Origin of the sequence: Aquilutibacter rugosus (genome assembly GCF_036541335.1) — a bacterium.
GTDB lineage: Bacteria > Pseudomonadota > Gammaproteobacteria > Xanthomonadales > Xanthomonadaceae > Aquilutibacter > Aquilutibacter rugosus.
In genome coordinates this window covers 857,490-879,383 of the sequence record NZ_JAZHBO010000002.1, presented here as the reverse complement: position 1 = coordinate 879,383, position 21,894 = coordinate 857,490, and the positions used below count along the sequence as shown (strand labels likewise).

Sequence of the window (21,894 nt, the reverse complement as noted above, 5' to 3'; positions counted from 1 at the left end):
CCCTCTGAGGTTCACTCAAATGTCTCATTCGAAGCGTATGCACGTGTCGAAGCTGTCGCTCGCTCTGGTGATGGCCCTTGCTGCCGCACCTGCGTTTGCTCAAACCACCTCCGCAGGTCTCAATGGTGTCATCGTTGGTACTGACGGTCGTCCGGTTGCTAACCAAGTCGTCACCATTACTCACACCGAGACCAATACGTCGACTCGCGTCACCACCGACGCCAGCGGCCGTTATGCAGCTTCGGGCCTGCGCGTAGGCGGCCCGTACACGGTGTCCACCACCGGCGGTTCCGAAACCGGCATCTACCTGTCGGTCTCGAATGAAAACACCGTGAACATCACGACGGCCGGCGGCGGTACGCCGAGCGCCGTTAGCGTTGGTACCGTCCGCGTGTCGGGTGCAGGTCGCCAGATCTTCAACAACACCAAGATGGGTTCCGGCACTGCCATCAACCGCCGGACGCTTGAATCGCTGCCGTCGGTCGGCGGTAATATCCAGGACTACATGCGTCTTGACCCGCGCGTCGCTTTCGTTGATCGCGCTTCCGGTTCGATCTCGGCCGGCGGTCAAAACCCGCGTTACAACTCGGTCCAAGTTGACGGGATCTCCTCGTCCGACACCTTCGGTCTCGAAGGCAACAACATGGCCACCCGCCGTCAGCCGGTCTCGATGGATGCCATCGAAGCCATGAACGTCGAAGTGTCGTCCTATGACGCACAAATCACCGGCGCTACCGGTGCAGTGGTCAATGCGGTGACCAAGTCGGGTACCAATAACTTCCACGGTTCGCTGTACGGCAACTTCCGTGACGGCGACTGGTTCGGTAAGGACCCGCTGGACAAGGACTTCAAGGGCTTCACCAAGGAATACACCTACGGTGCAACCCTCGGTGGTCCGCTGGTCAAGGACAAGCTGTTCTTCTTCGTGAACTATGAAAAGTTCCACCAAGGCGCACCGGGCGCTGATCTGAGCAGCACCGCGCTCGGCAAGACCAATGCCACCATCACCACCGACATGCTGACCCGTGCCGCCACTATCGCCCAGAGCAAGTGGGGTATTGATGCGGGTACGCTCGAGTCCACCGGTGACATGGATCTCGAAGAATACGCCGCCAAGATCGACTGGAACGTCAACGACAACCATCGCGCTTCGTTCCGTTATTCGCACCTGGATCAAAGCAAGCTGCGCATCAACGGCATGGGCAGCAACTCGGTTTCGCTGAGCTCATACTGGTACCAGCACGACAAGTCGATCGACACTTATGTCGGTCAGCTGTTCTCCGACTGGACCGATACGTTCTCGACCGAAGCCAAGGTTTCGTATCGTGACTACGCCGCCATCCGCAACATCCCGACTAACGCTCCGAGCGTGCAGATCTACAACGTGGCCAGCACCGCAACGGCGCTGAGCGGCGACTCGATCTGGCTGGGTACCGAAACCAACTCGCAGGCCAACCAGCTCTTCACCAAGACCTGGAACGCCAACCTGACCGGTAAGTGGGATCTGGGCGAGCACAAGATCAAGGCCGGTATCGACTTCAGCTCGAACGATATCTACAACATCTATGCACCGCAGATCTTCGGTCTGTACACGTTCCGCAACTTGAACGATTTCGAAGCCGGCAAGTGGTATACGTACAACCTGCGTACGCCCAAGCCGGGCCCGAGCGTTGACGACATGGCTGCCAAGTACAAGTACAACTCGCTTGGCTTCTACGCTATGGACACCTGGTCGGTCACCCCGAACCTGACCGTCAACTACGGTTTCCGTTACGACAAGGCTGACGTCAACACCAAGCCGACCTACAACGCCACGGCGCAAACGGCTTTCGGCCTGGACAACAGCAACGTCCCGATGTCCGGTCTGTTCCAACCGCGTTTCGGCTTCAACTACCGTCTGGAAACCGAACTGCCTTCGCAAATCCGCGGTGGTATCGGTCTGTTCTCGGGTGATGCGCCGCAAGTGTGGCTCAGCAACTCGTACAACACCACGGGTCTGAACTACGTCCAGTACACGCAAACCACGTACAACCCGGCGCTGCCGTTCAATGGTGACGGCACCAAGCAATCGGTTCCTGCATCGGCAACCAACGCGCTGCAGAACGTGAACTTCGTTTCGCCTGACTTCAAGCAGCCGGCCGTATGGAAGGCTAATCTGGCATTCGAAACCACGCTGCCGTGGTACGGCATCATCGGTTCGACCGAACTGCTGATGACCAAGGTCAAGTCGGCTCTGATTTACAAGAACCTGAACCTGGGCCAGCCGGTCTATCAAGGTCCGGACGGCCGCGACATGTTCTGGGGTACCGGTGCAAACTGTACCGCTCAGCTGTCGGGCTGGGGCTCGAGCAGCAACCGTTGCTTGCGTAACCGTTCGTTCGACACCGTGTACCTGCTGGACAGCACGGACAAGGGTTACTCGAACCAGATGACCTTCAGCTTGAACAAGCCGTTCTCCAGCAAGAGCGACTGGTCCTGGTACGCCGGTTACACCTACACCGACGCCAAGGAAGTTTCGGGTCTGACCAGCTCTACCGCGAGCTCGGGTTGGAACTACAACTACCTGTTCGATGCCAACGAAGAAGTCCTGTCGACTGCCCGTTACGAAATCAAGCACCGCTTCACCGGTCAGCTGAACTGGCGTCACAAGCTCTTCGGTGACTACAACACCAGCGTTGGCGTGGTTTACGAAGGCCGCACCGGCCGTCCGTTCAGCTACGTCTACTTTAACGACGTGAACGGCGACACCCGTACCTTCAACGACCTGTTCTACGTGCCGGCCGCACCTGGCGATGTCAAGTTCGGCGCCATCACGGGCGGCAAGTATGTGGCCAACGCCGCAATGGAAACGGCCTTCTTCCAATGGCTTGACGGCGAAAAGGATCTGGCCAAGTGGAAGGGTCGATACGCCCCGCAAAACTCGGGTCGCGCCGGCTTCGTTCACACGTTTGACGTCCGCATCTCGCAAGAGCTGCCGGGCCTGTTCAAAGGTCACAAGTCGGAAATCTGGCTGGATATCCAGAACATCGGCAACCTGCTGAACAAGGACTGGGGTCACATCATGGACTACGGCTTCTTTGCTAACACGGGCGTGGCTTCCATCGTCGGTATTGATGGCGGCAAGTACGTGTACAACTTCACCTCGCCGCAAGCACCTTCGCCGGCTAACGCCGACGCCGACGGCTTCAACGTCGGTGTTTCGCAGTGGAGCGCACAAGCCGGTTTCCGCTACAAGTTCTAATCGAACCTGTAAGGATCCGCAGCAACACACAGAACGGCCGGGGCAACCCGGCCGTTTCTGTTTTTTGGTTCGGTTTGCTAAGGTAGATGACCTGAATAAATGACGATAAACACGAAAGAGGGCTTTCATGACCAATCAAGCTAATACCCCCGATCCCGCCGCAGTTGCCGATGAAGACGCGCAAGACGAGAAATCGCCGTCGCCCGGGTCCCACGCAACGGTCTCCACGCATCTGTATCCCAAGGGTGGGCTCGACATTCTCTCGCGCGATGAAGTGGCGCGCCTGCGTGACGCTTCTGCCAGCGGCATGCATGAACTGCTGAAGCGTTGCGCACTGGCGGTGCTGACCACGGGCTCCACCTCCGACGATCCGCGCGCTGCCGCAGAGATCTTCAACCGATTTGATATCGAGGTCACCCAACAGGATCGCGGCCTGCGCATTGATCTGCACAACGCGCCGGCTCAGGCCTTCGTTGATGGTGAAATCATTCGTGGTGTCGCCGAGCTGGTGTACGCCGTTGTCCGCGATCTGGCTTACGCCGCTACCGAGCTGGGCGCCGACACGCGCCGCGATCTCAACACTACCGCGGGCCTGACCGACAGTGTGTTTGACATTCTGCGCAATGCCCGTTCGCTGGTGCCGTTGGATCCGAACCTGATCGTTTGCTGGGGCGGTCACTCGATCTCGCGCGACGAGTACATCTACACCAAGCAAGTCGGCTATGAGCTGGGCCTGCGCGGCCTTGATATCTGTACCGGTTGCGGACCGGGCGCCATGAAGGGCCCGATGAAGGGTGCGACCATTGCACATGCCAAGCAGCGCCGTCAGCGTCCGCGCTATATCGGTCTGACCGAGCCGGGCATCATTGCGGCCGAGTCGCCCAACCCGATCGTCAACCAGCTGGTCATTCTGCCGGATATCGAAAAGCGTCTTGAAGCCTTCGTGCGGATGGCGCACGGCATTATCGTGTTCCCGGGCGGTGCCGGTACGGCCGAGGAGATCCTGTATCTGCTCGGTATCCTGACGCGCGAAGAGAATGCCGACCTGTCGTTCCCGCTGGTCTTTACCGGTCCCAAGGACAGCGCAGCATACTTTGAGCAGATCGATCAGTTCATTCGCGCCACCCTGGGCGAAGATGCAACCAAGCACTACCGCATCATCGTTGACGATCCGGTGGCTGTGGCCAAGTACATGAAGAGTGGCGTGCGCAAAGTGCGTGAGTCGCGCATCCAGAGCAAGGACAGCTTCTTCTTTAACTGGTCGCTGGATATACCGTTGGACTTGCAGAAGCCGTTTGCGCCGACGCATGCCAACATGGCCTCGCTCGATTTGCATTACGGCCGTAAGCCGTCCGATCTCGCCGCCGATCTGCGCCGCGCGTTCTCCGGCATTGTGGCAGGCAACGTCAAGGAAGAAGGCCTGCGCGAGGTCGAGATGCACGGCCCGTTCAGGATCCATGGCGATCCGCAGATGATGGATGCGCTTGATGCGCTGCTGCGCAGTTTCGTGGCGCAACGTCGCATGAAGATCTCCGGCGAATACACCCCGTGCTACGAGGTCGTTCGCTAACGCATTGTCCTGCTGCCCCGTTGGTCAGCCAAAAGAGCGCATCGGTCGGTGCGCTCTTTTGTTTGGATCATGCTCACGCCATGGTGCTTTCAGACTGACGGCATGAAACGTACACATGCTCCCGGTGGTGCAGCTCGATCCCGCAAAGACGCGGGCTTTACGCTGATTGAGACGCTCGTCGCGATGGTGCTCCTGTCTGTGAGTGCGGTCGCGCTTATTGGCGCCCAGTTGCAGGCCAATGCCACCGTGCGCGAGGTTGAGCGCGCGGACACAGCGATTCGCCATCTTCGCTCCGGACTGGCCATCGGCAACGATATCGTCGGGATGACTTGCGGGACGGGGCTGCAGTCAGCACTCATGCTTACGGAGCCTATTGATGCGCAGATCTGTGTCAGCGTGGCTTGCGAGCGCGGTGTCTGCACCGGCGCCGCCCGTTGGGGCGCCGAGCCCGACCAGTTGATCAGGACCCTGCAATGAATCGCGAGTCAGGCTCAGCGCTACTGGAGCTGATCATCGGATTGGCACTGGGAACCTTAACCTTGCTGATTGCAGTCGGCCTAGTGCGGGATATTGAATCGGCCAATGATCGTGTAAGAGACTCCGCACTCCGCATGTTGGATCAGTACGTTTCAATGGAACGGATGAGTCGGGATATGTCGCGCGCTGTATCCGGCCTGTGCGGCGATTCCACGGTCTGGCACGAGCAACGGGGCACTTCCACGGGGATGCCGCTAAAGCTGTACGAGACGGGCATTGCAGTGCGGGCGCAACAGGATTCACCGCTGGTGGAACCGAGGACGTCGGTCGGGGCATACACAGGGGTAGGGGAACTATTGGATATTGCTTTCGTGGCTCCAACCTCCGGGCAAGTGCAGTCACAGCTGCATTCACACGCGGAGGTGGTGCTGGATGTGCCGCCAGACATCGAAGTGGGCGCAGTCGCTGTGCATTGCACACCATCGGACCTGACGACCTGGTTGGTCACGGGAATCTTCAGTAATCAGATCGCCCACCGTGGCTTCTACATTCTTGAAGCGGGAATGAACTGCAACGATGCGTTTTACCTTGTTGCCGACTGTTTGGGCAGCAGGTACTGCATTGCACCGGCTCCGACAGGTTCCGGCGGAAGTTGTCCCAATAGCGAGCCGCTTCGCGGACAAATGTACTCCATGCAAGGCTTCCGCTGGTACATCGGATTCAATCATCAGTGGCGTCCGGCTCTGTTTCGCAGCGGAATGGGATCGAGTTTCATCTCATCAACGACGCCGGTCGAGATTGTCGATGGCATTTCAGACCTGAAATTTAAGCCGTTTCGGGACGCGGTCAATCCGCGTTGGGTTCGGCATGTTCGGGTCGAACTGGACGGCAAGCAGATCCAGATGCGGACGGGTGATTCATGAACGATGACCGTGGATTTGTTCTGCCGGCAGTATTGATGCTGCTGGCACTGGCCTCACTGCTGTCCTTGCAGACCATCCTGAGCTCAAGGATGCTGACCAAGCTCACTAGTGCCGAACTTGCTGCTCTGTCTGCAGGAAATCAACTGCGGATCGGTTGGCTGGCCACTGCGGATGCGGTGAGTTTCGGCGACACCGGTGTGGCGGGTATCTGCACCAACGGACTCTGCGGCCAGAATAGCGGCGTATCGGCGCGTTACGTGACAGTTAATCAGTCCTGGTCTCTGGGCCGTGATCTGGGTATTGATCCCGATGTTCGCGGCCTTGCTGAGTACCTAGGTGAGAAGTCGGGCGAGCGCTGGTGGTGGATTACCTCGGTTCGTCGCAGCGAAACGCGCACGGATCGGACCGTGGGCTGGATGCGTATCGACGCATCCGGTGGTCGGCAATACTACGGAAGGCGCTATGAAGACTAAGCAAGCCGGCTTCACTCTGTTGGAGCTAATGGTGGCGATGGCCCTGATGATCACAATTGCCGGCTTTGCCATTGGCGGGTACGTCCGACATGTTGACAGGGGACGGATTACGGCTGCTAAGTCCTGTCTATTGCGCTATGCGCTGTCAGATCAGCGCTTAAACCCCCAGGCCGCTGCAACGGCGGATATGACGCCGACTTGCGTTAATCAGCAGGTTGCCTGGTACCAGTTCCGCAAGCTGACCGCTTCCGGTGCCACCATATACGAGGCGCTACCCAAGTCGGCACGCATCCAGGCACGCGCCTGTTCAGTACTGCAAGTCAATGTTCTTGGCGATGTCTCCGCCACGCCGGATGACGGATCAGGATGCCGCTAGTCACCTCGATGGACGCAAACAGGCCCGCCATCAGCTACAGTAGTTAATACTGTAGAGGCACGACGGATCGGCACTTAGTAATGGCTCCAGAAGCGCATTCCGACAAAAACGAGCACGGCCATAGCCACGACGATGGCCATGACCACCATGCGCCTGTAGTCACGGTGGACAACGCGCGGCGCATGAAATGGGTGTTTGGCCTGACTCTGGGCTATGCGGCGGTGCAAGCCGTTGGCGGATGGCTTGCAGGCTCGCTGGCACTGATCGCCGATGCAGGCCACATGGTGTCGGATGCCGCTGCGCTCCTGCTGGCGCTGGTGGCCTACAGGATCGCCGCTAAGCCGGCGGACAAACACCGAACTTACGGATTTCAGCGTGTCCGCGTACTCGCTGCCTTGGCTAATGGTGCGGGCTTGCTTCTGCTGGTGGTCTGGATCATCTGGGAAGCGATTCAGCGCATACGGGAGCCTGCTCCGGTCATGGCAGGGCCCATGCTGACCGTTGCCGTGATTGGCTTACTGGTCAATGTGCTGGCCGCCTTCATTCTTGCGAAAGGACAGCGTAATGATGGCAATCTCCGCGGCGCTTATCTGCACATCATCGGCGACCTGTTAGGTTCGGTGGGTGCCATTGCGGCGGCTATCGGCATTCTGCTGACCGGCTGGACGCTGCTGGATCCGCTGTTGTCCGTTCTCGTGTCGCTGCTTGTGGTCCGATCGGCTTGGAAGCTAGTCAGCGACTCGGTACGGGTGCTGTTGCAGGCCGTACCTCAAGGGCTGGATATCGAGGTGGCGCAGGCCGGTCTGGCGAGCTTGCCCGGCATCGCGGAGGCAGGCCACTTTCACGCATGGACCCTGACCGACGACTCGAGCATCGCCTCGGTGCACGTGACGCCCGCTCCGGGCGCAGATCCGCTCGCGCTGCCCGGCATTGCCGCGGCCTGGCTGCAGGAGCAGTACTCGATCGATCACGTCACGGTGCAGGTGGATCCGCCGGGCGGCCTTCGCCTGGAAAAGCACTGACCGGAACCGTCGGCCGCAAACGGGGAAACTGTTTCCCTTAGACGAAAAAAACCCGCATTTCTGCGGGTTTTTTCAAATACTTGGCGCCCGAAGTTGGACTCGAACCAACGACCCCCTGATTAACAGTCAAGTGCTCTAACCGGCTGAGCTATTCGGGCGGGGTAAGGCTGACTATTTTATCTTGTTTTTCAGCCCAGTCAACACCCTTGTCTGAAAAACTAGCAAACCGCGCCGGCAGCGGGTGTTTCCAGGCGGGCACGGCCAGAATTGCTGATCACAATGGTTCGGCGCCATGCGTTTTCAGCGTTGCAAACTTTCAGCGTCAGATTGCTACCGGGCGTGAATCCGTCTGTCTGGAACAGGATTCCGGGCCGGCTATCCGGCCCCACAATGCTGTAGCCGGGCGGCAGACTGAAACGATGCCGAACGTCGGTTGGCAACAGCTCCGGCGCAACCCTCCAACGGGATTGCCCGGCGGCAAATGGACCGCACAGTTCGGCTGTATCCAAAGCACATAGACGCATCCGCTGGTGTTCGACGATGGCCAGCGCACGTGACCAGCGAATGGCGGCTACGGCGCCGTTGACGGCCTGGTCCAGGATCAGGCGCTCTTTCCACCTGGTCATCGACGGCACGCTATAGACGGACACAAGTGCCAGCACCAATAGTGCGGTGGTCAGTTCAAGGAGCGTCAGTCCGGACTCGTCGTCATTGCAGTCGATATTCATACCCGAATCATTGGCTCGCGGCACAGCACCTGCCATCGGCAAAGTGCCCAATTGCATATCGGAATGTGAGCGTGCCTGGTGCGATGAGTGTGCGGATACACCGGCGTGACGTTGATCGGAGGCATTGCCGCGCTCATCGCCGATACGAAAGGGATGGCTGTTGCCCTCATGGGGGCATGGCAGCCTGCATCCGTGAGAACTTGAGGGAGCAAATGCCATGAAACACTGTAAGCACTTGAAATCTGTAGCCGGTACCGTTGTGTTGTTCTATGCAGTTGGCGCGCAAGCCCAAAGCAGCGGCGGACTCGACGAAACACGCACAAAACTGTGCGGCTTTCTGGACAACATCACCACCTTGCTCAATCTGGGCTCGATTGCGATTGTCACGATTGCCATTATCGTGTCCGGTTATCAGATTGCCTTCGCGCAGAAGCGGTTTAACGATGTGGCTCCGTTGCTGGTTGGCGGACTCCTGATTGGTGCGGCGGCGCAGATAGCCAAGATGCTGGTCGGCAATCAGGCCTCGTGCGGACTGGGCTGAGTGTCATGCAGACCGATCCGCTGTTTAAAGGCTGTGTCCGCAAGCCACTGATCTGGGGCGTGCCGCTGATCTCCGCATTGATCGTCATGGGGAGCGGTGCCTTGGTCGGCGTTACGGTGTCCATACCGCTAGGCCTGTGTGCAGTTCCGGTGTTGGCTGCATTGCGTATTGCCTGTGCGCATGACGAGGCGGTGCTGGACACCCTGCAGCTCGGCCGGCAGTTGTCATGGCAGTTCCGGCGCAGCGATCGGTTGGCATCGCGGCAGTGGCTCTTAAGCGCCACAATCCTCGAGGTGCGCCGTGGGTAGAATGGCGTCCGTCGCAGACGTACTACCGTATTCGTCTCATGTAGAGCCCGGCGTGATTCGTCTGACCGGCGGCGAACTGATGACGACTCTGGAGTTGTCGGGTTTGCCCGCCGAAGGCCTGTCGGCGGACGACCTGCGCCGCCACCATGACGAGTTTGAGCGCACGATTCGCTCGCTCAAAGGCCCTGATCATGGCCACTTTGCCTTGTGGGCCCATCAGATCAAGCGGCGGGAGATCGCCAAGTCACCCGCACCTGCCGGTAGCGCATCGATATGGGAGCGAAGCCTATGCCGCGCGCGTGGGGTGCAGGAGCAGGGTGCCTATACGGTCCGCAATTATCTGACACTGATTCATCGGCCACCGCCTCTGAGGGCGAGTCGACTGCGAAATGCGCAGGACTGTGCGCGTGCTGTGGATTCGGCTCTAGTGACGCACACGGAGCATCTGGCGGCATTAGAGTCCGGCCTGATGGCGTATCGCCCCTCTCGATTACAGGTTTTCAACGAAAGTGGTCAGCTGATGTCGATGCCAATGCGATTTCTCGCGACATTACTGGGGCACTCTCATTGTGTTGGCCTGGTTCCCGCCGGGCCCATTCGCCATCATCTGCTGGAATCCGATTGGACTTTTGATGCGCAGTCCGCGACTTGGTCGTGGACCGATACGTCGTTGCCTGCCGGCTGCGGCGCCATGCTCCAGGTTCGCGAGTATCCCACGCGCACCGCGCCCGGGATGCTGTCGTCGTTGGCAGACCTGCCAATCGAATACGTGCAATCGCAGTCTTTTTCACCACTGGGACGACAACAGGCGCTGACGACATTAGATCGTGCCAAGTCGCGACTATGGGCGGCGGGGGATCGCGCCGTCTCGCAGATTGCGGAGCTGGATCAGGCCATGGATGCGCTGAGTGGCGGCGGGCTGGTTTTTGGTGAGTATCACTATTCACTGGCGGTGCGCGCCGAAAGTCGTCAGGCATTGGAGACGGTCCTGGCCGATGCCCGTGCCGAACTGACACGCAACGGATTGGTGTCGGTGCGGGAGACTCATGGTGCGTTGCCCGCGTACTTGGCCCAGTTTCCCGGCAACTGGCGCTATCGGCCCCGGGTCGCCGTGATCAGTTCACAAAATGCGACGGCCTTTGCGGCACCTCATGGCGAGTATCTGGGTAAGGCCGAGGGCAATCCGTGGGGCCCGGCAGTGTGTGCTTTTCGAACAAGGCAGGGGCAGTTGCATCACTTCAGTTTTCATCCGAGCGAACCCGGCCGCGATGCCAATGGCGAACTGGTCTTGGGCAACACGCTGATCATCGGTAAATCAGGCGTCGGCAAAACAGTTCTGATGAACTATTTACTCGCCAACACGCTGCTGTTGGAGCCGCGTCCGCGACTGTTTCTGTTCGACAAGGATCGTGCGTCCCGTGCGTTTATTGAGCGTGTAGGCGGCAGGTACCTGGAATTGCGCTACGGCCAGACTCCCGGCCTCAATCCGCTTGTGCTGGCTACGGATCCTGCTCATCGGGGCTTCCTGCTGCAGTGGCTAGCCGTACTTACAAATCGTTCCGAGTGGTCGCAGCTCGAAGAGCAGGAACTTCGGATTGCGCTGGATCAGATCGCGCTGGCAGAGCCCGAGCATCGGACACTCACTAACTTGCGTGTGCTGCTGCCCAATCGTGGTGATCAGTGTCTGTACGCGGCCCTGCACCGGTGGACAAAGGGCCAGTCGCTGGGTTGGGTATTTGATCAGCCTGGCGACTATTTCGAAGGCGAGACCGCTCCGATTATCGGTGTCGATTGCACCGATCTGCTCAATGACCCGTCGATACGAGTGCCACTGGTAAGTTACTTGCTGTTTCGACTGGAACAGCTGCTGGATGGGCATCGTCTGATCTACGCCATTGATGAGTTCTGGCGAATTCTGGATGGGCATGAAGAGTTATCGGCATTTATCCGCAACAAGCAAAAGACCATTCGGAAGCAGAACGGTCTGGGACTGTTTGCAACCCAAAGTCCGGACGATGCGCTTGCCAGCTCAATTGCATCGTCATTGATCGAGCAGACTGCAACGCTACTGTTGCTGCCCAATCCGGGAGCGACTCGAGAGGAGTACTGCAACGGTCTTAAGCTCAGCCAGGAGGAATTTGAACGCGTTAGAAGTCTGGGTGAAAGCAGTCGTCAGTTTCTGATTAAGCAACGTGGAGTCAGTGCAGTTTGCCGACTGGATCTGTATGGCCAGTCCGAACTGCTGGATGTGTTATCGGGCGTATCCAAGGAGTGATGAAAATGAAGCGAAGATTATTGATGCAACCTGCGGCGCTGGTGGGGTCCTGTTGTCTGGCAGCAGGGCTGGTCTCGACTCCGGTTAGCGCATCGGGACTGCCGGTGTTGGACAGCGTCCACACGGTGCAGAACGTGCTGACCCAACTGCACAACGGTTCGTTGAATCTGGCGGAGTTCCAGCAACAGGCGCTGCGATGGGCGCAGCAGAGCGCATACAACACCAGCCAACTCCAGCATATTGTCAAACAGCTGATCGGTGTCCGGCGTTTCGGCAATCTAGGCGAACTGTCACGACCGGAGTTTGAGGAGCGCGCAATTGATGCTGATCTCGAATCCCGCTGCGGTAACTCACAGTCGGGCATCTCCGGCGTCATTGCCGGCGTCATGGGTCGGATGAGCGGAGCGTCAAATGACAGCAAAGCTTGGCAAGCGGAGCTGTGCGCGCGGCAAGTGATGGCGCAGAACCTTCGGTTCAATGCGACCGTCTCTCTACTGCAGCGTCTGAAGCAGCGTAGCGGCCAGCTGGAACAGCTGCAGAGCGCACGCGATGGTGTGGGTGACCGACCCGGCGAGTTGGCCGGCAATGACAACGACATCGCGCGGTTCATGGCCTCCACGGCGCAGGACCTGCAGGAATGGCAGGCCACGATGTCAGCCTATGACCTGTACCTGCAGGATCTGACTGAGCTGCAGAAGATGGCAACCCGCACGCAGCTGCAGGGCCGCAATCCGATCATTGGCGGACTGGTTCAATCGGCTGCGCTGAAACTGGCATTGGAAAAGGCATCGCGAAGATGAGCCTGCCGCTCCTGGAGGTGCCATCCATTGGAGAATTCAGCTTCTATCAGCTGATTTACGGCTTTCTGCGCGACGAGATTCGTGACTTCGGGCTGGCGATGATGGGGCGGATGATGGCCTGGATTGGCGGACTGGCTTTGAGTCTGCTGACTCTGTGGGTGCTGCTGCAGGGATATCTGATTGCCATCGGGCAGGTGCGCGAGACGTTGACCGGACTCATCTTTCGCTCCATGCGTGCCACTTTGATTGTCGCGCTGGCGACGGCGATGTCCGTGGGCGGAGTTTCGTTGCATCAGTTTTTCACCACCAATCTCAATGCCGAGATCCACCAGGTTGTGACCGGCGAGGAGGGGACAGCAGCAAAGTCCGTGGACCGTAGTCTGGCGTACATGCAGATCGCCACGGCGGGCATCGATGCGCTGAAGACCGAGGGCGACGGCGAGTTGGAAACGCGCAAAGTAAGGGCCCTGTGGATGGCCGGTCTTGGCAGTGCCGGACCTGCTATCAGTGCTGCCGCCATGTTGCTGATGTTTGAAATGGCGATGGCCCTGTTTGTCGGATTCGGCCCCTTATTTGTGATGGCGCTGCTGTTCCGCTCGACCGCGCCACTGTTCCATAAGTGGCTTCACTACGGTATCGGCACGCTCTTCTCGCTGGCGGTTTTTAGCTTTGTTGCCGACGTAGCACTGCGACTCTCGATTGCCGTTGCTGAGGCGTTCTGGGCATCGCGTTTTATCGAGATTGGCACGGGACTGAACTTCGATGAAGGCATCACGAATCAGGCCCTGCAGCAGGGTGGCCTCGGTCTGCTACTGACTGTCCTGATCATATCGGCACCGCCAATGGCGGCCATGTTCTTTCAGGGATCGCTCGGTCAGTTCATGCCGCATGCGGCATTCGGGCAGGGCAGGAACGCGATCTATCGATCTTCTATTCCGACACCGGGGAAAGTGTGATGAAAGCAAGAAACAGCAGCAACGAATTCGGCATTTCCAAAGACGAGTCTGTGCAACTGATCGTACGCGAATGCCTGCAGAACAACGTCAGAGATCCAAAGCAAATCGCCTATATCCTAGGTACGGCGCAGCATGAGACGGCCAATTTCTCCCGAACTCGAGAAATCGATGGCGAGCGGCAGGCCCGTCGTCTCGGATACGAGGGTGGTGCCACCTACAGTGGACGCGGTTACGTCCAGCTCACCCATAAATCGAATTATCAGAAAATGGACGAGGCACTCGGATTGGATGGCGCGCTGGTCCGCAATCCGTCGCTGGCCTCGCGCCCCGATATTGCAGCCAAGATTCTGGTCGTGGGTATGCGGGATGGCATTTTCACCGGCAAGCCCCTAGACCGGTTTATCGGCGAAGGCGTTCACGATCCGTTCGGTGCACGGCGCGTCGTGAATGGTGTGATCAAGAGCCAACCGGAGACAGTTAAGGCCGCGCAGCGCTGTGTTTCCTATGCAAAGGCGTGGGAGGGTCAGCTTGATCATCTGGTTGAGCGCTATCTCGCGCCGGCGTCGGAATCGATTCGCGTCAAGGTCAAACCACCGGTGGACTCGCCGGTGTCAGTTTTCGAGGCGCAGCGCATCCTTAATGCCCTGGGGATGCGTGATAAGAACGGCAATCGTTTAGCTGTCGATGGCATTGCCGGCCCCCGCACCAAGGCGGCGATTGAAAGCTTTCAGCGCGAGCAGGGGCTGCCCATTACAGGGCGGTTTACACACCAAGTCGGTAGTGCGCTCAAGGGCCAGTGGCAGGAAATCAAAGAGATGGATTTAAATCTGGTGCAGTCGATTCGCTCAAAGGTCGATCAGCTGGGAGCGGGCGCTAAGAAGGTCTGGGGGCCGCTGAGTGACAATGTCAGTGCGGCGCTGGGATATGCGGCAAAGGTCGCAGGCATTGATAAGGCCGACGCCGTCGAGGTGTCCAAGGATCTGGTCAAGATTGCGATCATTCGCGGCAATCCCGCAGGACCTGGTGCGCTGCTGGCCTACGTTGCAGTCAAAGAGGCGATGTCCATGCCGGCCGACGCAAGCGTTACCAACATGCATGACTTGGGGCGTTACACGCGCAATGTCGGTCGCGAATTTGCCGAGGCGATGCTGCCGCAAGCGCCAAGACACCTCATGAAGTGAGCATGCCCGGAGTCCCAATGACTGACCCCTGGGTGTTGCTAGTGGCCTTGGCAGCGCTGGTATTGCCGGGTGCGTTACTTATCGGCGGGGCGCATCGGTCGGCAGAGCGCGGACTCTACGGCCGCTCGCGGTTCGCCCGACGCGCCGATTGCAAGCGGCAGGGGCTTACCGCCATTGGACCCAATAGCCTGTTGTTAGGGCGCGATGGCCATGGGCTTCTGGGCCTGGCCGGGCAGCAGTTTGTACTGCTGGCAGCTCCGACGCGTTCCGGCAAAGGGGTCGGCATCGTGGTGCCGAACCTGTTGCACTATGGGGGCTCAGTGGTCGTTCTGGACATCAAGGGCGAGAATTTTCAGCTCAGCAGCGGATGGCGCCACAGTCGCGGACATGCTGTCTACAAGTTCGATCCTTATTCGCTGCATGGCGAGACGCATCGGTGGAATCCGCTGGCCTATGTCACCGCCGATCCGGTCCGTCGCATCGCGGACCTGACGGCGCTCGCGGCATTGCTCTATCCGGAGACGGATCCGCAGCATCGGTTCTGGGTCGGGCAGGCGCGCAATGCGTTCTTGGCGCTGTCGCTGTACGCCTTTGACCGCAAGGACTACTGGGCGGACTATGGCGATACCTCCATGCTGCAGCCCTCCTTGGCCGGTATCCATCGTTTGGCAATCGGCGATGGCCGTCCGATCGCCGACTATCTGCGGCAACTTCGATCCGATGCGTTTGTGCGCGACGAGACGCGTCGTGCCCTGGACGGGCTGCTGTCGCAGGCGGGCGATACCTTTGCTTCGATTATCGGTTCCTTGCTGGAGCCGCTGAATCCATGGGTCGATCCGCAGCTCGCTGCAGCCACCGCGTGCAATGACTTTGACTTGCGCGATGTGCGTCGCCGGCCCATGACGATCTATGTCGTGATTCCACCGCACCGCCTTGCCGAAGCGCGACTGCTGATTAATGTGCTGTTCTCACAGCTGATCAACCTCAACACGCGTGAATTGCCTTCGAAGGAGAATGGGCTAAACGTCCCATGCTTACTGCTGATGGATGAGTTCACGGCAGTCGGAAAGATCGAGATCCTGGCCAGCGCCGTGGCGTATATGGCCGGCTATAACCTGCGGCTACTGCCGATTATTCAGAGCGTGGCGCAGCTGGATGCGGTCTACGGCAAGGAGATAGCGCGCACACTCATTACCAACCATGCCGCGCAGATACTGTTCGCGCCACGTGAGCAGCAGGATGCCAAGGAGTATTCGGAGATGCTCGGTGATCGGTCGGTGTCCAAGGCGACCGTCAATCGCGGGCGGGATCGGTCAGTGAGTACGTCCGAGGAGCGGCGCCCGCTGATGCTTCCGCAGGAGCTTAAGGCGATGGGTAAGAGTCGCTGTGTGCTGATGATCGAGGGGGTGGCCGAGCCGATCTCGGCGCGCAAGATTGTCTACTATCGCGATCCGGTGTTCGCGCAGCGGCTGTTGCCGCCGGTGTCGGTTCCGAAGTTAGCGATCGGCGAGTAGGGGCGTGATGCCGCGCTCGAGATCGAGCAGGTATTGCTTGCGATGCAGGCCGCCGGCGTAGCCGACCAACTTGCCGTCCTTGCCGATTACGCGGTGGCAGGGAATGACGATGGCGATCTTGTTCATGCCGTTGGCGGTGGCGACGGCGCGCACGGCAGAGGGCTGACCGATCAGACGGGCTTGCTCGGCATAGGACCGCGTCTCGCCATAGGGGATTGCGCGCAGCACCTCCCAGACTTTGCGTTGGAACTCGGTGCCGACGGGATCCAGGGGAACGGTGAAGGCGCGGAGAGTGCCTTCGAAATAGGCGTGCAGCTCGCGTTCGAGCAGGGCGATGTGCGGGTTCTCGCCGACCGCGATGACGGCGCCGAAGTGGCGGCTGATCTGACGGAACTCGGTTTCGAGCATCTTGCGCTCGCTGAACTCCAGCAGACAGATGCCCTTGGCGGTGGCGCAGGCGATCATGGTTCCCAGTCGGGTCTCGATGCGTTGTAGGTCAATGACCGAGACCTCGCCGCGGCGCGTGGGCGGAGTGCCGAATACGGCCTTGAAGGAATCATTGAAGCCGCTGAGCGAGTCAAATCCGGATTCGAGGGCGGTGTCGGTCACTGCGTGTCCTTGGTTGAGACGCTTAAATGCGTAGTTGATGCGCTGCAAACGCTGATAGGCCACAAAGGTGGTGCCGTGATGTTTGCGGAACCAGCGGGTGACGGTGGCCGGCTCCAGGCCGCGGTCGCGCAGATCCTGGGCCCGCAGCTTAAGCGAGGGGTCGGCAGCCAATTCATCGAGCAGGCTGCGGATAGTGGGCGGTGTGGCGTCGGGGTACTCGAGTGGCCGGCAGACCTTGCAGGCGCGGTAGCCTTTGGCCATGGCTGCGGCGGCGTCGGGGAAGAATTCGACGTTCTCCGGTTTGGGCTTGCGGGCGGTGCAGGTGGTGCGGCAGAAAATGCCGGTGGTTTTGACCCCGGTCAGGAACAGGCCCTCGTACGCGGCATCCTTGTCGCACAGGGCGCGGTACATGGTGTCAAAGTTCAGTTGCATGCGGGTCTCCATGGGCCCATTTTGGGGCTGGGGAACCGCACTGGCTACCGAAAATTGGACAAGGATGTGCCGGATTGGCCTTCGAGATGGATAAAATGTGGCCAGGCGCCGTGCAAGTGATTGAATTTAGTGACAAATTGGCTTGCGGAGGGAGGCGAATCCTGACATAATGGCCAGCTTCCTGTGGCAAATCACCGCTGCAGGATCACGGACCCGCCTCCAAACGCGTGTGCAATTGGGGGCCTTTCGCCGACTTTGGGCAAGGATTGGAAAGAACGGTAGCTGTATTACGCCGTCGCCTGAGTCAGTCATCAACCGTCATAAGGACATTTGAAAATGCCCAAGATTAAGTCCAGCCGTTCGGCCGGCAAGCGATTCTTCAAGACCGCTAGCGGCAAGTACAAGTGCGGTCATGCTAACCGCAGCCACATCCTCACCAAGAAGGCGACCAAGCGCAAGCGTAACCTCCGTCAGACGAATCACGTCCGTGCGGAAGACGCAGGCCGTATCGATCGCATGCTTCCGTACGCATAAGCCAGGTAGAGGAGAACAACAATGGCACGAGTTAAGCGTGGCGTCCAAGCACGCCGTCGTCACAAGAAGATCCTGGCCCAGGCCAAGGGTTACTACAATGGCCGCCGTAAGGTCTTCCGCGTTGCTAAGCAAGCGGTTACCAAGGCACTGCAATATGCCTACATCGGTCGTAAGCAAAAGAAGCGCAACTTCCGTTCGCTGTGGATCACCCGCATCAATGCGGCTGCCCGCATCAATGGCATGAGCTACAGCCGTTTCATCAACGGTCTGGGCAAGGCCGGTATCACGCTGGACCGTAAGGTCCTGGCCGATATCGCAGTGCACGATGCCGCCGGTTTTGCAGTCCTGGCCGAAAAAGCTAAGGCAGCGCTGTAATACCCGCACAGGTATCCGGTGCGCCGCCCTTGCGGTGACGCGCCGACACCCGATTCAAATGGGGAAGGGCGCAAGTCCTTCCCCATTTTCTTTTGCGAACACGGCAACGACAATACAGTCATGAGCACGATCGAAACCATTCAACAAGTTGCGCTGGCCCGAATTGCGGCCGCGGAATCCCCCGAATCACTGGATGCCCTGCGCGTCTCGCTGGTCGGTAAACAAGGCAGCATTTCCGGTCTGCTCAAGACGCTGGGTACTTTGCCTGCCGATGAGCGCAAGGCCGCCGGTGAGGCCATCAACCGTGCACGCGATGCAGTCTCCGGCGCTTTGAACGATCGCAAGCTGACGCTTGACGCGCAGCGCATGCAGGCACAGCTCGCCGCCGAAACGATCGACGTGACGTTGCCGGGCCTGAACCCCACCTTGGGTTCCATGCATCCGGTGTCGCGCACGCTGGAGCGCATTGCCGATATTTTCGGCCGCATGGGTTACGAGCTGGCCGACGGTCCGGAAATCGAGGACGACTGGCACAACTTCGAAGCCTTGAACTTCCCGCCGCATCATCCGGCGCGCGCCATGCATGACACGTTCTATTTCCCTGACGGTCGTCTGCTGCGCACGCATACCTCGGGTGTGCAGATCCGTTACATGCTGAAAAACAAGCCGCCGCTGCGCATGATTGCCGCCGGCAAGGTGTATCGCAGCGACAGCGATCAGACGCATACGCCCATGTTCCATCAGGTCGAAGGCCTGCTCATCGACGACAAGTCCTCGTTCGCTGATCTGAAGGGAACGTTGGCTGCATTTGTGCGCGCCTTTTTTGAGAAGGACTTTGAGATGCGGTTCCGGCCTTCTTATTTTCCGTTTACGGAACCGTCGGCCGAGGTTGATATCGCGTGGAAGCAGCCTGACGGTTCATCCAAGTGGCTCGAGGTGCTCGGTTGCGGCATGGTCCATCCCAATGTTCTGCGCAACGTCGGACTCGATCCCGAGCAGTATCGCGGTTTCGCGTTTGGTCTGGGCGTCGAGCGCTTTGCCATGCTGCGCTACGGTGTCGATGATTTGCGCAAGTTCTTTGAGAGCGACACGCGCTTCCTGCAAAGTTACGAATAAGGTCTGAACCGCATGAAATTTTCTGAAAACTGGTTGCGTGATCAGGTTCCCTCCGCACTCACGCGTGCCGAGTTGGTTTCGACTCTGACGGCTATCGGTCTCGAAGTCGAAGACGTAACGCCCTTGGGTGAATCACTCGAAGGCGTGGTCGTAGCTGAGATTCTGTCGGCTGAGCGGCATCCGCAAGCCGATCGCCTGCAAGTGTGTTCCGTTGCCTTTGGCGGCGCTGAGCCCGTGCAGATTGTCTGCGGTGCGCCCAACGCACGCGCCGGTCTGAAAACGGTATTGGCTACGGTCGGTGCCGTGCTGCCGGGCGATTTTACGATCAAGCCTGCCAAGCTGCGCGGTGTCGAATCATTCGGCATGCTGTGCTCGGGCAAGGAACTTGCGATCGACGAAGGCGCAGCAGGCATCATGGAGCTGCCGGCCGATGCGCCGGTGGGTACGCCGTTGCGCGAGTATCTGGCGTTGCCCGATGCCTCGATTGAAATCAAGCTAACGCCGAACCGTGCGGACTGCTTCGGTATTCGCGGCATAGCCTACGATGTGGCCGCTGTGACCGGTGGTGCCGTGAGCCCGTTGGATGCGGAGCCGGTTGACTCTTCGGTTACTGATCAGCGCATTGTAAATCTGCAGGCCGGTGCCGATGCGCCGCGTTATGTCGGTCGCGTGATCCGCGGCGTGCGTGCCAATGTGCAGTCACCTATCTACATGCAGGAACGTCTGCGTCGCAGTGGGATCAAGCCGATCAATTTGTATGTCGATGTCACGGCTTACGTCATGCTGGAACTCGGTCAGCCGATGCATGCCTTCGACAACGATCGCCTGCAAGGTGAGATCGGCGTGCGCAAGTCGCGTGCCGGTGAATCGCTGATGCTGCTCGACGGTCGTGAGCACAAGCTCGATGATTCGTTCCTGGTGGTTACGGATAACGATGCGCCGATCGCATTGGCCGGCATCATGGGCGGTGAATCGAGCAAGGTGAGTGATACCACCGTCAATCTGTTCCTTGAGGCTGCGCATTTTGCGCCGGCATCCATCATGGGGCAGGGCCGTAAGCTGGGTCTGCATACCGATGCGTCGCACCGCTTTGAACGTGGTGTCGATCCGGAACTGCCGGGCATCGCCATCGAATACGCAACGCGTCTGATCGTTGAAAACGCCGGTGGCGAGGCGGGTCCGGTCACGGCGGTTACGCTAGCCGATCAACTGCCGGTGGCGCGCACGATTGCTTTGCGTCGCGATCGTTTGAGCTCGCTGCTGGGCATGCAAGTGCCCGACGAGCGCGTGGCACAGATTCTCGGGTCTCTGGGTCTGCAGCCGGTGACCTCATCCGAAGGTTGGTCAGTGACCGCGCCGACGCGTCGCTTCGATCTGGAAATTGAAGAAGATCTGATCGAGGAAGTCGCGCGCATCTACGGTTACGATGCGCTGCCGATGACCTTGCCCAACGGGGACGCGCCGCTCAAAACCGTGAGTGAAGCTACCGTGCCGGCCGGGTCTGTGCGTAGGCAATTGGCTGCCCGCGATTACCGCGAGACCATCAACTACGCATTTGTCGATGCCGGTGACCTGGCGCATTGGCAAGTTGACGAGTCATTGCGCGTTGAGTTGGCTAATCCGTTGAGCGCCGAGTTGGCTGTGATGCGTCCGGGTCTATTGCCGGGTCTGCTGAGTGCAGCGGCTCGCAATCTCGCACGTCAGCAAGCTCGCGTTCGTCTGTTTGAACTGGGCAACGTGTTCACGCCGGCAGGTCAACAGGCGTGGGTGACGTCTAAGGCATCCGACGTGGCCGATGGCGCGCCGGTGCACACACAACGTGTTGCTGCGGTGGCTGTTGGCTCGGCACACGGCGAGCAGTGGAGCGGCAACCCGACTCCGGTTGATTTCTACGCCATCAAGGGCGACCTCGAATCGCTCGCGGCGTTAGCGGGACTGACCTTGTCGTTCGAGAGCGGTGCTCCGACGTTTGCCCATCCGGGTCGTTCAGCCATGGTGCGCGTCGGTGACGAGATCGTGGGCTGGATCGGGCAGCTGCATCCGCAACTGGCTGCTGCATTCGGGGTCGATGTGCCGGTTTACGGCTATGAGCTGGATCTGGCTCCGCTCACGCAGCGAGTCGGTAAATCGGTTCAAGCACTCTCCAAGTTCCCCTCCGTCCGACGCGATCTGGCGTTCGTGCTGCCGCAAACGGTGCAGTGGGGCTTGGTTGCGCAAACGATCAAGCAAACTGCCGGTCCGTTGCTGAAAGAGCTGGTGCTGTTTGATCAGTACGCGGGCAAGGGCATTGCCGAAGGCTACAGGAGTCTGGCCATTGGTCTGGTCCTGCAGGACGCACAGCGCACTTTGACCGATACCGATGTTGAGGGCGTCGTCACAGCGGTTGTTGCGGCCATGAACGCTGAGTTTGGGGCCTCGATTCGGGGATAAAGCGGGACCCGGC

At 59.3% G+C, this 21,894-nt stretch carries 20 protein-coding genes and 1 tRNA gene; 18 read left to right on the top strand and 3 right to left on the bottom strand.

From position 1 onward, the window contains the following. The first annotated feature begins 19 nt into the window (after positions 1-19). The 7 genes from V3390_RS09580 to V3390_RS09550 all read left to right on the top strand — a co-directional run bounded on the left by V3390_RS09580 (position 20) and on the right by V3390_RS09550 (position 8,082). Positions 20-3,241, top strand: coding sequence for a TonB-dependent receptor (locus tag V3390_RS09580; protein ID WP_331704259.1), 3,222 nt, complete (start codon positions 20-22; stop codon positions 3,239-3,241). A 127-nt stretch (positions 3,242-3,368) separates the two neighbouring features. Then, complete coding sequence (gene ppnN / locus V3390_RS09575; RefSeq protein WP_331704258.1) at positions 3,369-4,811, top strand: nucleotide 5'-monophosphate nucleosidase PpnN; 1,443 nt, start codon at positions 3,369-3,371, stop codon at positions 4,809-4,811. A gap of 102 nt (positions 4,812-4,913) precedes the next feature. Beyond that, the gene (locus V3390_RS09570) at positions 4,914-5,288 is read left to right on the top strand and encodes a type IV pilus modification PilV family protein (protein ID WP_331704257.1); all 375 of its coding nucleotides are present in this window, start codon (positions 4,914-4,916) and stop codon (positions 5,286-5,288) included. A 41-nt stretch (positions 5,289-5,329) separates the two neighbouring features. After that, complete coding sequence (locus tag V3390_RS09565) at positions 5,330-6,211, top strand: hypothetical protein (protein ID WP_331704256.1); 882 nt, start codon at positions 5,330-5,332, stop codon at positions 6,209-6,211. Further along, a complete protein-coding gene (locus tag V3390_RS09560; RefSeq protein ID WP_331704255.1) occupies positions 6,208-6,684 on the top strand; it encodes a hypothetical protein in 477 nt (158 codons plus the stop codon). The genes V3390_RS09565 and V3390_RS09560 overlap by 4 nt, the downstream gene beginning before the upstream one ends. Next, positions 6,674-7,060 (top strand): type IV pilin protein, encoded by a 387-nt coding sequence (locus tag V3390_RS09555; RefSeq protein ID WP_331704254.1) that lies wholly within the window; start codon positions 6,674-6,676, stop codon positions 7,058-7,060. Before V3390_RS09560 ends, V3390_RS09555 begins: the two co-directional genes overlap by 11 nt. 80 nt (positions 7,061-7,140) lie before the next feature. Further along, positions 7,141-8,082 carry a cation diffusion facilitator family transporter gene (locus tag V3390_RS09550; protein WP_331704253.1) on the top strand — a complete coding sequence of 314 codons (942 nt, stop codon included), beginning with the start codon at positions 7,141-7,143 and terminating at the stop codon, positions 8,080-8,082. 81 nt (positions 8,083-8,163) lie between these two features. Here V3390_RS09550 and V3390_RS09545 read toward each other — a convergent pair. Further along, positions 8,164-8,240, bottom strand: a tRNA-Asn gene (locus V3390_RS09545). Between the two features lie 60 nt (positions 8,241-8,300). Further along, a complete protein-coding gene (locus tag V3390_RS09540; protein WP_331704252.1) occupies positions 8,301-8,867 on the bottom strand; it encodes a GspH/FimT family protein in 567 nt (188 codons plus the stop codon). A gap of 160 nt (positions 8,868-9,027) precedes the next feature. Here V3390_RS09540 and V3390_RS09535 point away from each other — a divergent pair, with 160 nt between their 5' ends. The 7 genes from V3390_RS09535 to V3390_RS09505 are packed head-to-tail and all read left to right on the top strand — an operon-like array spanning position 9,028 to position 16,385. Continuing rightward, on the top strand, positions 9,028-9,351 hold the full coding sequence (locus tag V3390_RS09535) for a TrbC/VirB2 family protein (protein ID WP_331689923.1): 324 nt from the start codon (positions 9,028-9,030) through the stop codon (positions 9,349-9,351). A gap of 5 nt (positions 9,352-9,356) precedes the next feature. Then, positions 9,357-9,659, top strand: a complete 303-nt coding sequence (locus V3390_RS09530; protein ID WP_331704251.1) for a VirB3 family type IV secretion system protein — start codon at positions 9,357-9,359, stop codon at positions 9,657-9,659. Position 9,660: 1 nt separating this feature from the next. Then, complete coding sequence (locus V3390_RS09525; RefSeq protein ID WP_331704250.1) at positions 9,661-11,934, top strand: VirB4 family type IV secretion/conjugal transfer ATPase; 2,274 nt, start codon at positions 9,661-9,663, stop codon at positions 11,932-11,934. A 5-nt stretch (positions 11,935-11,939) separates the two neighbouring features. After that, positions 11,940-12,734: a hypothetical protein gene (locus V3390_RS09520; protein ID WP_331704248.1), complete on the top strand. Its 795-nt coding sequence runs from the start codon at positions 11,940-11,942 to the stop codon at positions 12,732-12,734. Continuing rightward, positions 12,731-13,690, top strand: coding sequence for a TrbL/VirB6 family protein (locus tag V3390_RS09515; protein WP_331704246.1), 960 nt, complete (start codon positions 12,731-12,733; stop codon positions 13,688-13,690). The genes V3390_RS09520 and V3390_RS09515 overlap by 4 nt, the downstream gene beginning before the upstream one ends. Continuing rightward, positions 13,690-14,871 (top strand): XVIPCD domain-containing protein, encoded by a 1,182-nt coding sequence (locus V3390_RS09510; protein ID WP_331704245.1) that lies wholly within the window; start codon positions 13,690-13,692, stop codon positions 14,869-14,871. The genes V3390_RS09515 and V3390_RS09510 overlap by 1 nt, the downstream gene beginning before the upstream one ends. 17 nt (positions 14,872-14,888) lie before the next feature. Then, positions 14,889-16,385 (top strand): type IV secretory system conjugative DNA transfer family protein, encoded by a 1,497-nt coding sequence (locus tag V3390_RS09505; protein ID WP_331704244.1) that lies wholly within the window; start codon positions 14,889-14,891, stop codon positions 16,383-16,385. Here the strand turns inward: V3390_RS09505 and V3390_RS09500 are convergent. Beyond that, the gene (locus V3390_RS09500; protein WP_331704242.1) at positions 16,368-17,426 is read right to left on the bottom strand and encodes a bifunctional transcriptional activator/DNA repair enzyme AdaA; all 1,059 of its coding nucleotides are present in this window, start codon (positions 17,424-17,426) and stop codon (positions 16,368-16,370) included. The genes V3390_RS09505 and V3390_RS09500 overlap by 18 nt on opposite strands. Before the next feature lie 336 nt (positions 17,427-17,762). On the opposite strand from V3390_RS09500, the gene rpmI reads away from it, so the two are divergent. From rpmI to pheT, 4 genes are all read left to right on the top strand, one after another. Further along, positions 17,763-17,960: a 50S ribosomal protein L35 gene (gene rpmI, locus V3390_RS09495; RefSeq protein WP_331689931.1), complete on the top strand. Its 198-nt coding sequence runs from the start codon at positions 17,763-17,765 to the stop codon at positions 17,958-17,960. 21 nt (positions 17,961-17,981) lie between these two features. Further along, positions 17,982-18,335 carry a 50S ribosomal protein L20 gene (rplT, locus tag V3390_RS09490; protein WP_331689932.1) on the top strand — a complete coding sequence of 118 codons (354 nt, stop codon included), beginning with the start codon at positions 17,982-17,984 and terminating at the stop codon, positions 18,333-18,335. Positions 18,336-18,455: 120 nt separating this feature from the next. Further along, entirely contained in the window at positions 18,456-19,451 is a 996-nt protein-coding gene (gene pheS / locus V3390_RS09485; RefSeq protein WP_331704241.1) for a phenylalanine--tRNA ligase subunit alpha, read from the top strand. Between the two features lie 12 nt (positions 19,452-19,463). Next, complete coding sequence (gene pheT / locus V3390_RS09480) at positions 19,464-21,881, top strand: phenylalanine--tRNA ligase subunit beta (RefSeq protein ID WP_331704240.1); 2,418 nt, start codon at positions 19,464-19,466, stop codon at positions 21,879-21,881. Positions 21,882-21,894: the final 13 nt, after the last annotated feature.

What these genes read in the sequence shown, in the direction of transcription:
- V3390_RS09510 (WP_331704245.1), top strand. Translation starts at nt 13,690, where the DNA reads ATGAAAGCAAGAAACAGCAGCAACGAATTCGGCATTTCCAAAGACGAG.
- V3390_RS09520 (WP_331704248.1), top strand. Translation starts at nt 11,940, where the DNA reads ATGAAGCGAAGATTATTGATGCAACCTGCGGCGCTGGTGGGGTCCTGT.
- ppnN (WP_331704258.1), top strand. Translation starts at nt 3,369, where the DNA reads ATGACCAATCAAGCTAATACCCCCGATCCCGCCGCAGTTGCCGATGAA.
- V3390_RS09500 (WP_331704242.1), bottom strand. Translation starts at nt 17,426, where the DNA reads ATGCAACTGAACTTTGACACCATGTACCGCGCCCTGTGCGACAAGGAT.
- V3390_RS09525 (WP_331704250.1), top strand. Translation starts at nt 9,661, where the DNA reads ATGGCGTCCGTCGCAGACGTACTACCGTATTCGTCTCATGTAGAGCCC.
- V3390_RS09555 (WP_331704254.1), top strand. Translation starts at nt 6,674, where the DNA reads ATGAAGACTAAGCAAGCCGGCTTCACTCTGTTGGAGCTAATGGTGGCG.
- V3390_RS09570 (WP_331704257.1), top strand. Translation starts at nt 4,914, where the DNA reads ATGAAACGTACACATGCTCCCGGTGGTGCAGCTCGATCCCGCAAAGAC.
- pheS (WP_331704241.1), top strand. Translation starts at nt 18,456, where the DNA reads ATGAGCACGATCGAAACCATTCAACAAGTTGCGCTGGCCCGAATTGCG.
- V3390_RS09550 (WP_331704253.1), top strand. Translation starts at nt 7,141, where the DNA reads ATGGCTCCAGAAGCGCATTCCGACAAAAACGAGCACGGCCATAGCCAC.
- V3390_RS09580 (WP_331704259.1), top strand. Translation starts at nt 20, where the DNA reads ATGTCTCATTCGAAGCGTATGCACGTGTCGAAGCTGTCGCTCGCTCTG.
- pheT (WP_331704240.1), top strand. Translation starts at nt 19,464, where the DNA reads ATGAAATTTTCTGAAAACTGGTTGCGTGATCAGGTTCCCTCCGCACTC.
- V3390_RS09530 (WP_331704251.1), top strand. Translation starts at nt 9,357, where the DNA reads ATGCAGACCGATCCGCTGTTTAAAGGCTGTGTCCGCAAGCCACTGATC.
- rplT (WP_331689932.1), top strand. Translation starts at nt 17,982, where the DNA reads ATGGCACGAGTTAAGCGTGGCGTCCAAGCACGCCGTCGTCACAAGAAG.
- V3390_RS09535 (WP_331689923.1), top strand. Translation starts at nt 9,028, where the DNA reads ATGAAACACTGTAAGCACTTGAAATCTGTAGCCGGTACCGTTGTGTTG.
- V3390_RS09515 (WP_331704246.1), top strand. Translation starts at nt 12,731, where the DNA reads ATGAGCCTGCCGCTCCTGGAGGTGCCATCCATTGGAGAATTCAGCTTC.
- V3390_RS09560 (WP_331704255.1), top strand. Translation starts at nt 6,208, where the DNA reads ATGAACGATGACCGTGGATTTGTTCTGCCGGCAGTATTGATGCTGCTG.
- rpmI (WP_331689931.1), top strand. Translation starts at nt 17,763, where the DNA reads ATGCCCAAGATTAAGTCCAGCCGTTCGGCCGGCAAGCGATTCTTCAAG.
- V3390_RS09505 (WP_331704244.1), top strand. Translation starts at nt 14,889, where the DNA reads ATGACTGACCCCTGGGTGTTGCTAGTGGCCTTGGCAGCGCTGGTATTG.
- V3390_RS09540 (WP_331704252.1), bottom strand. Translation starts at nt 8,867, where the DNA reads ATGCAATTGGGCACTTTGCCGATGGCAGGTGCTGTGCCGCGAGCCAAT.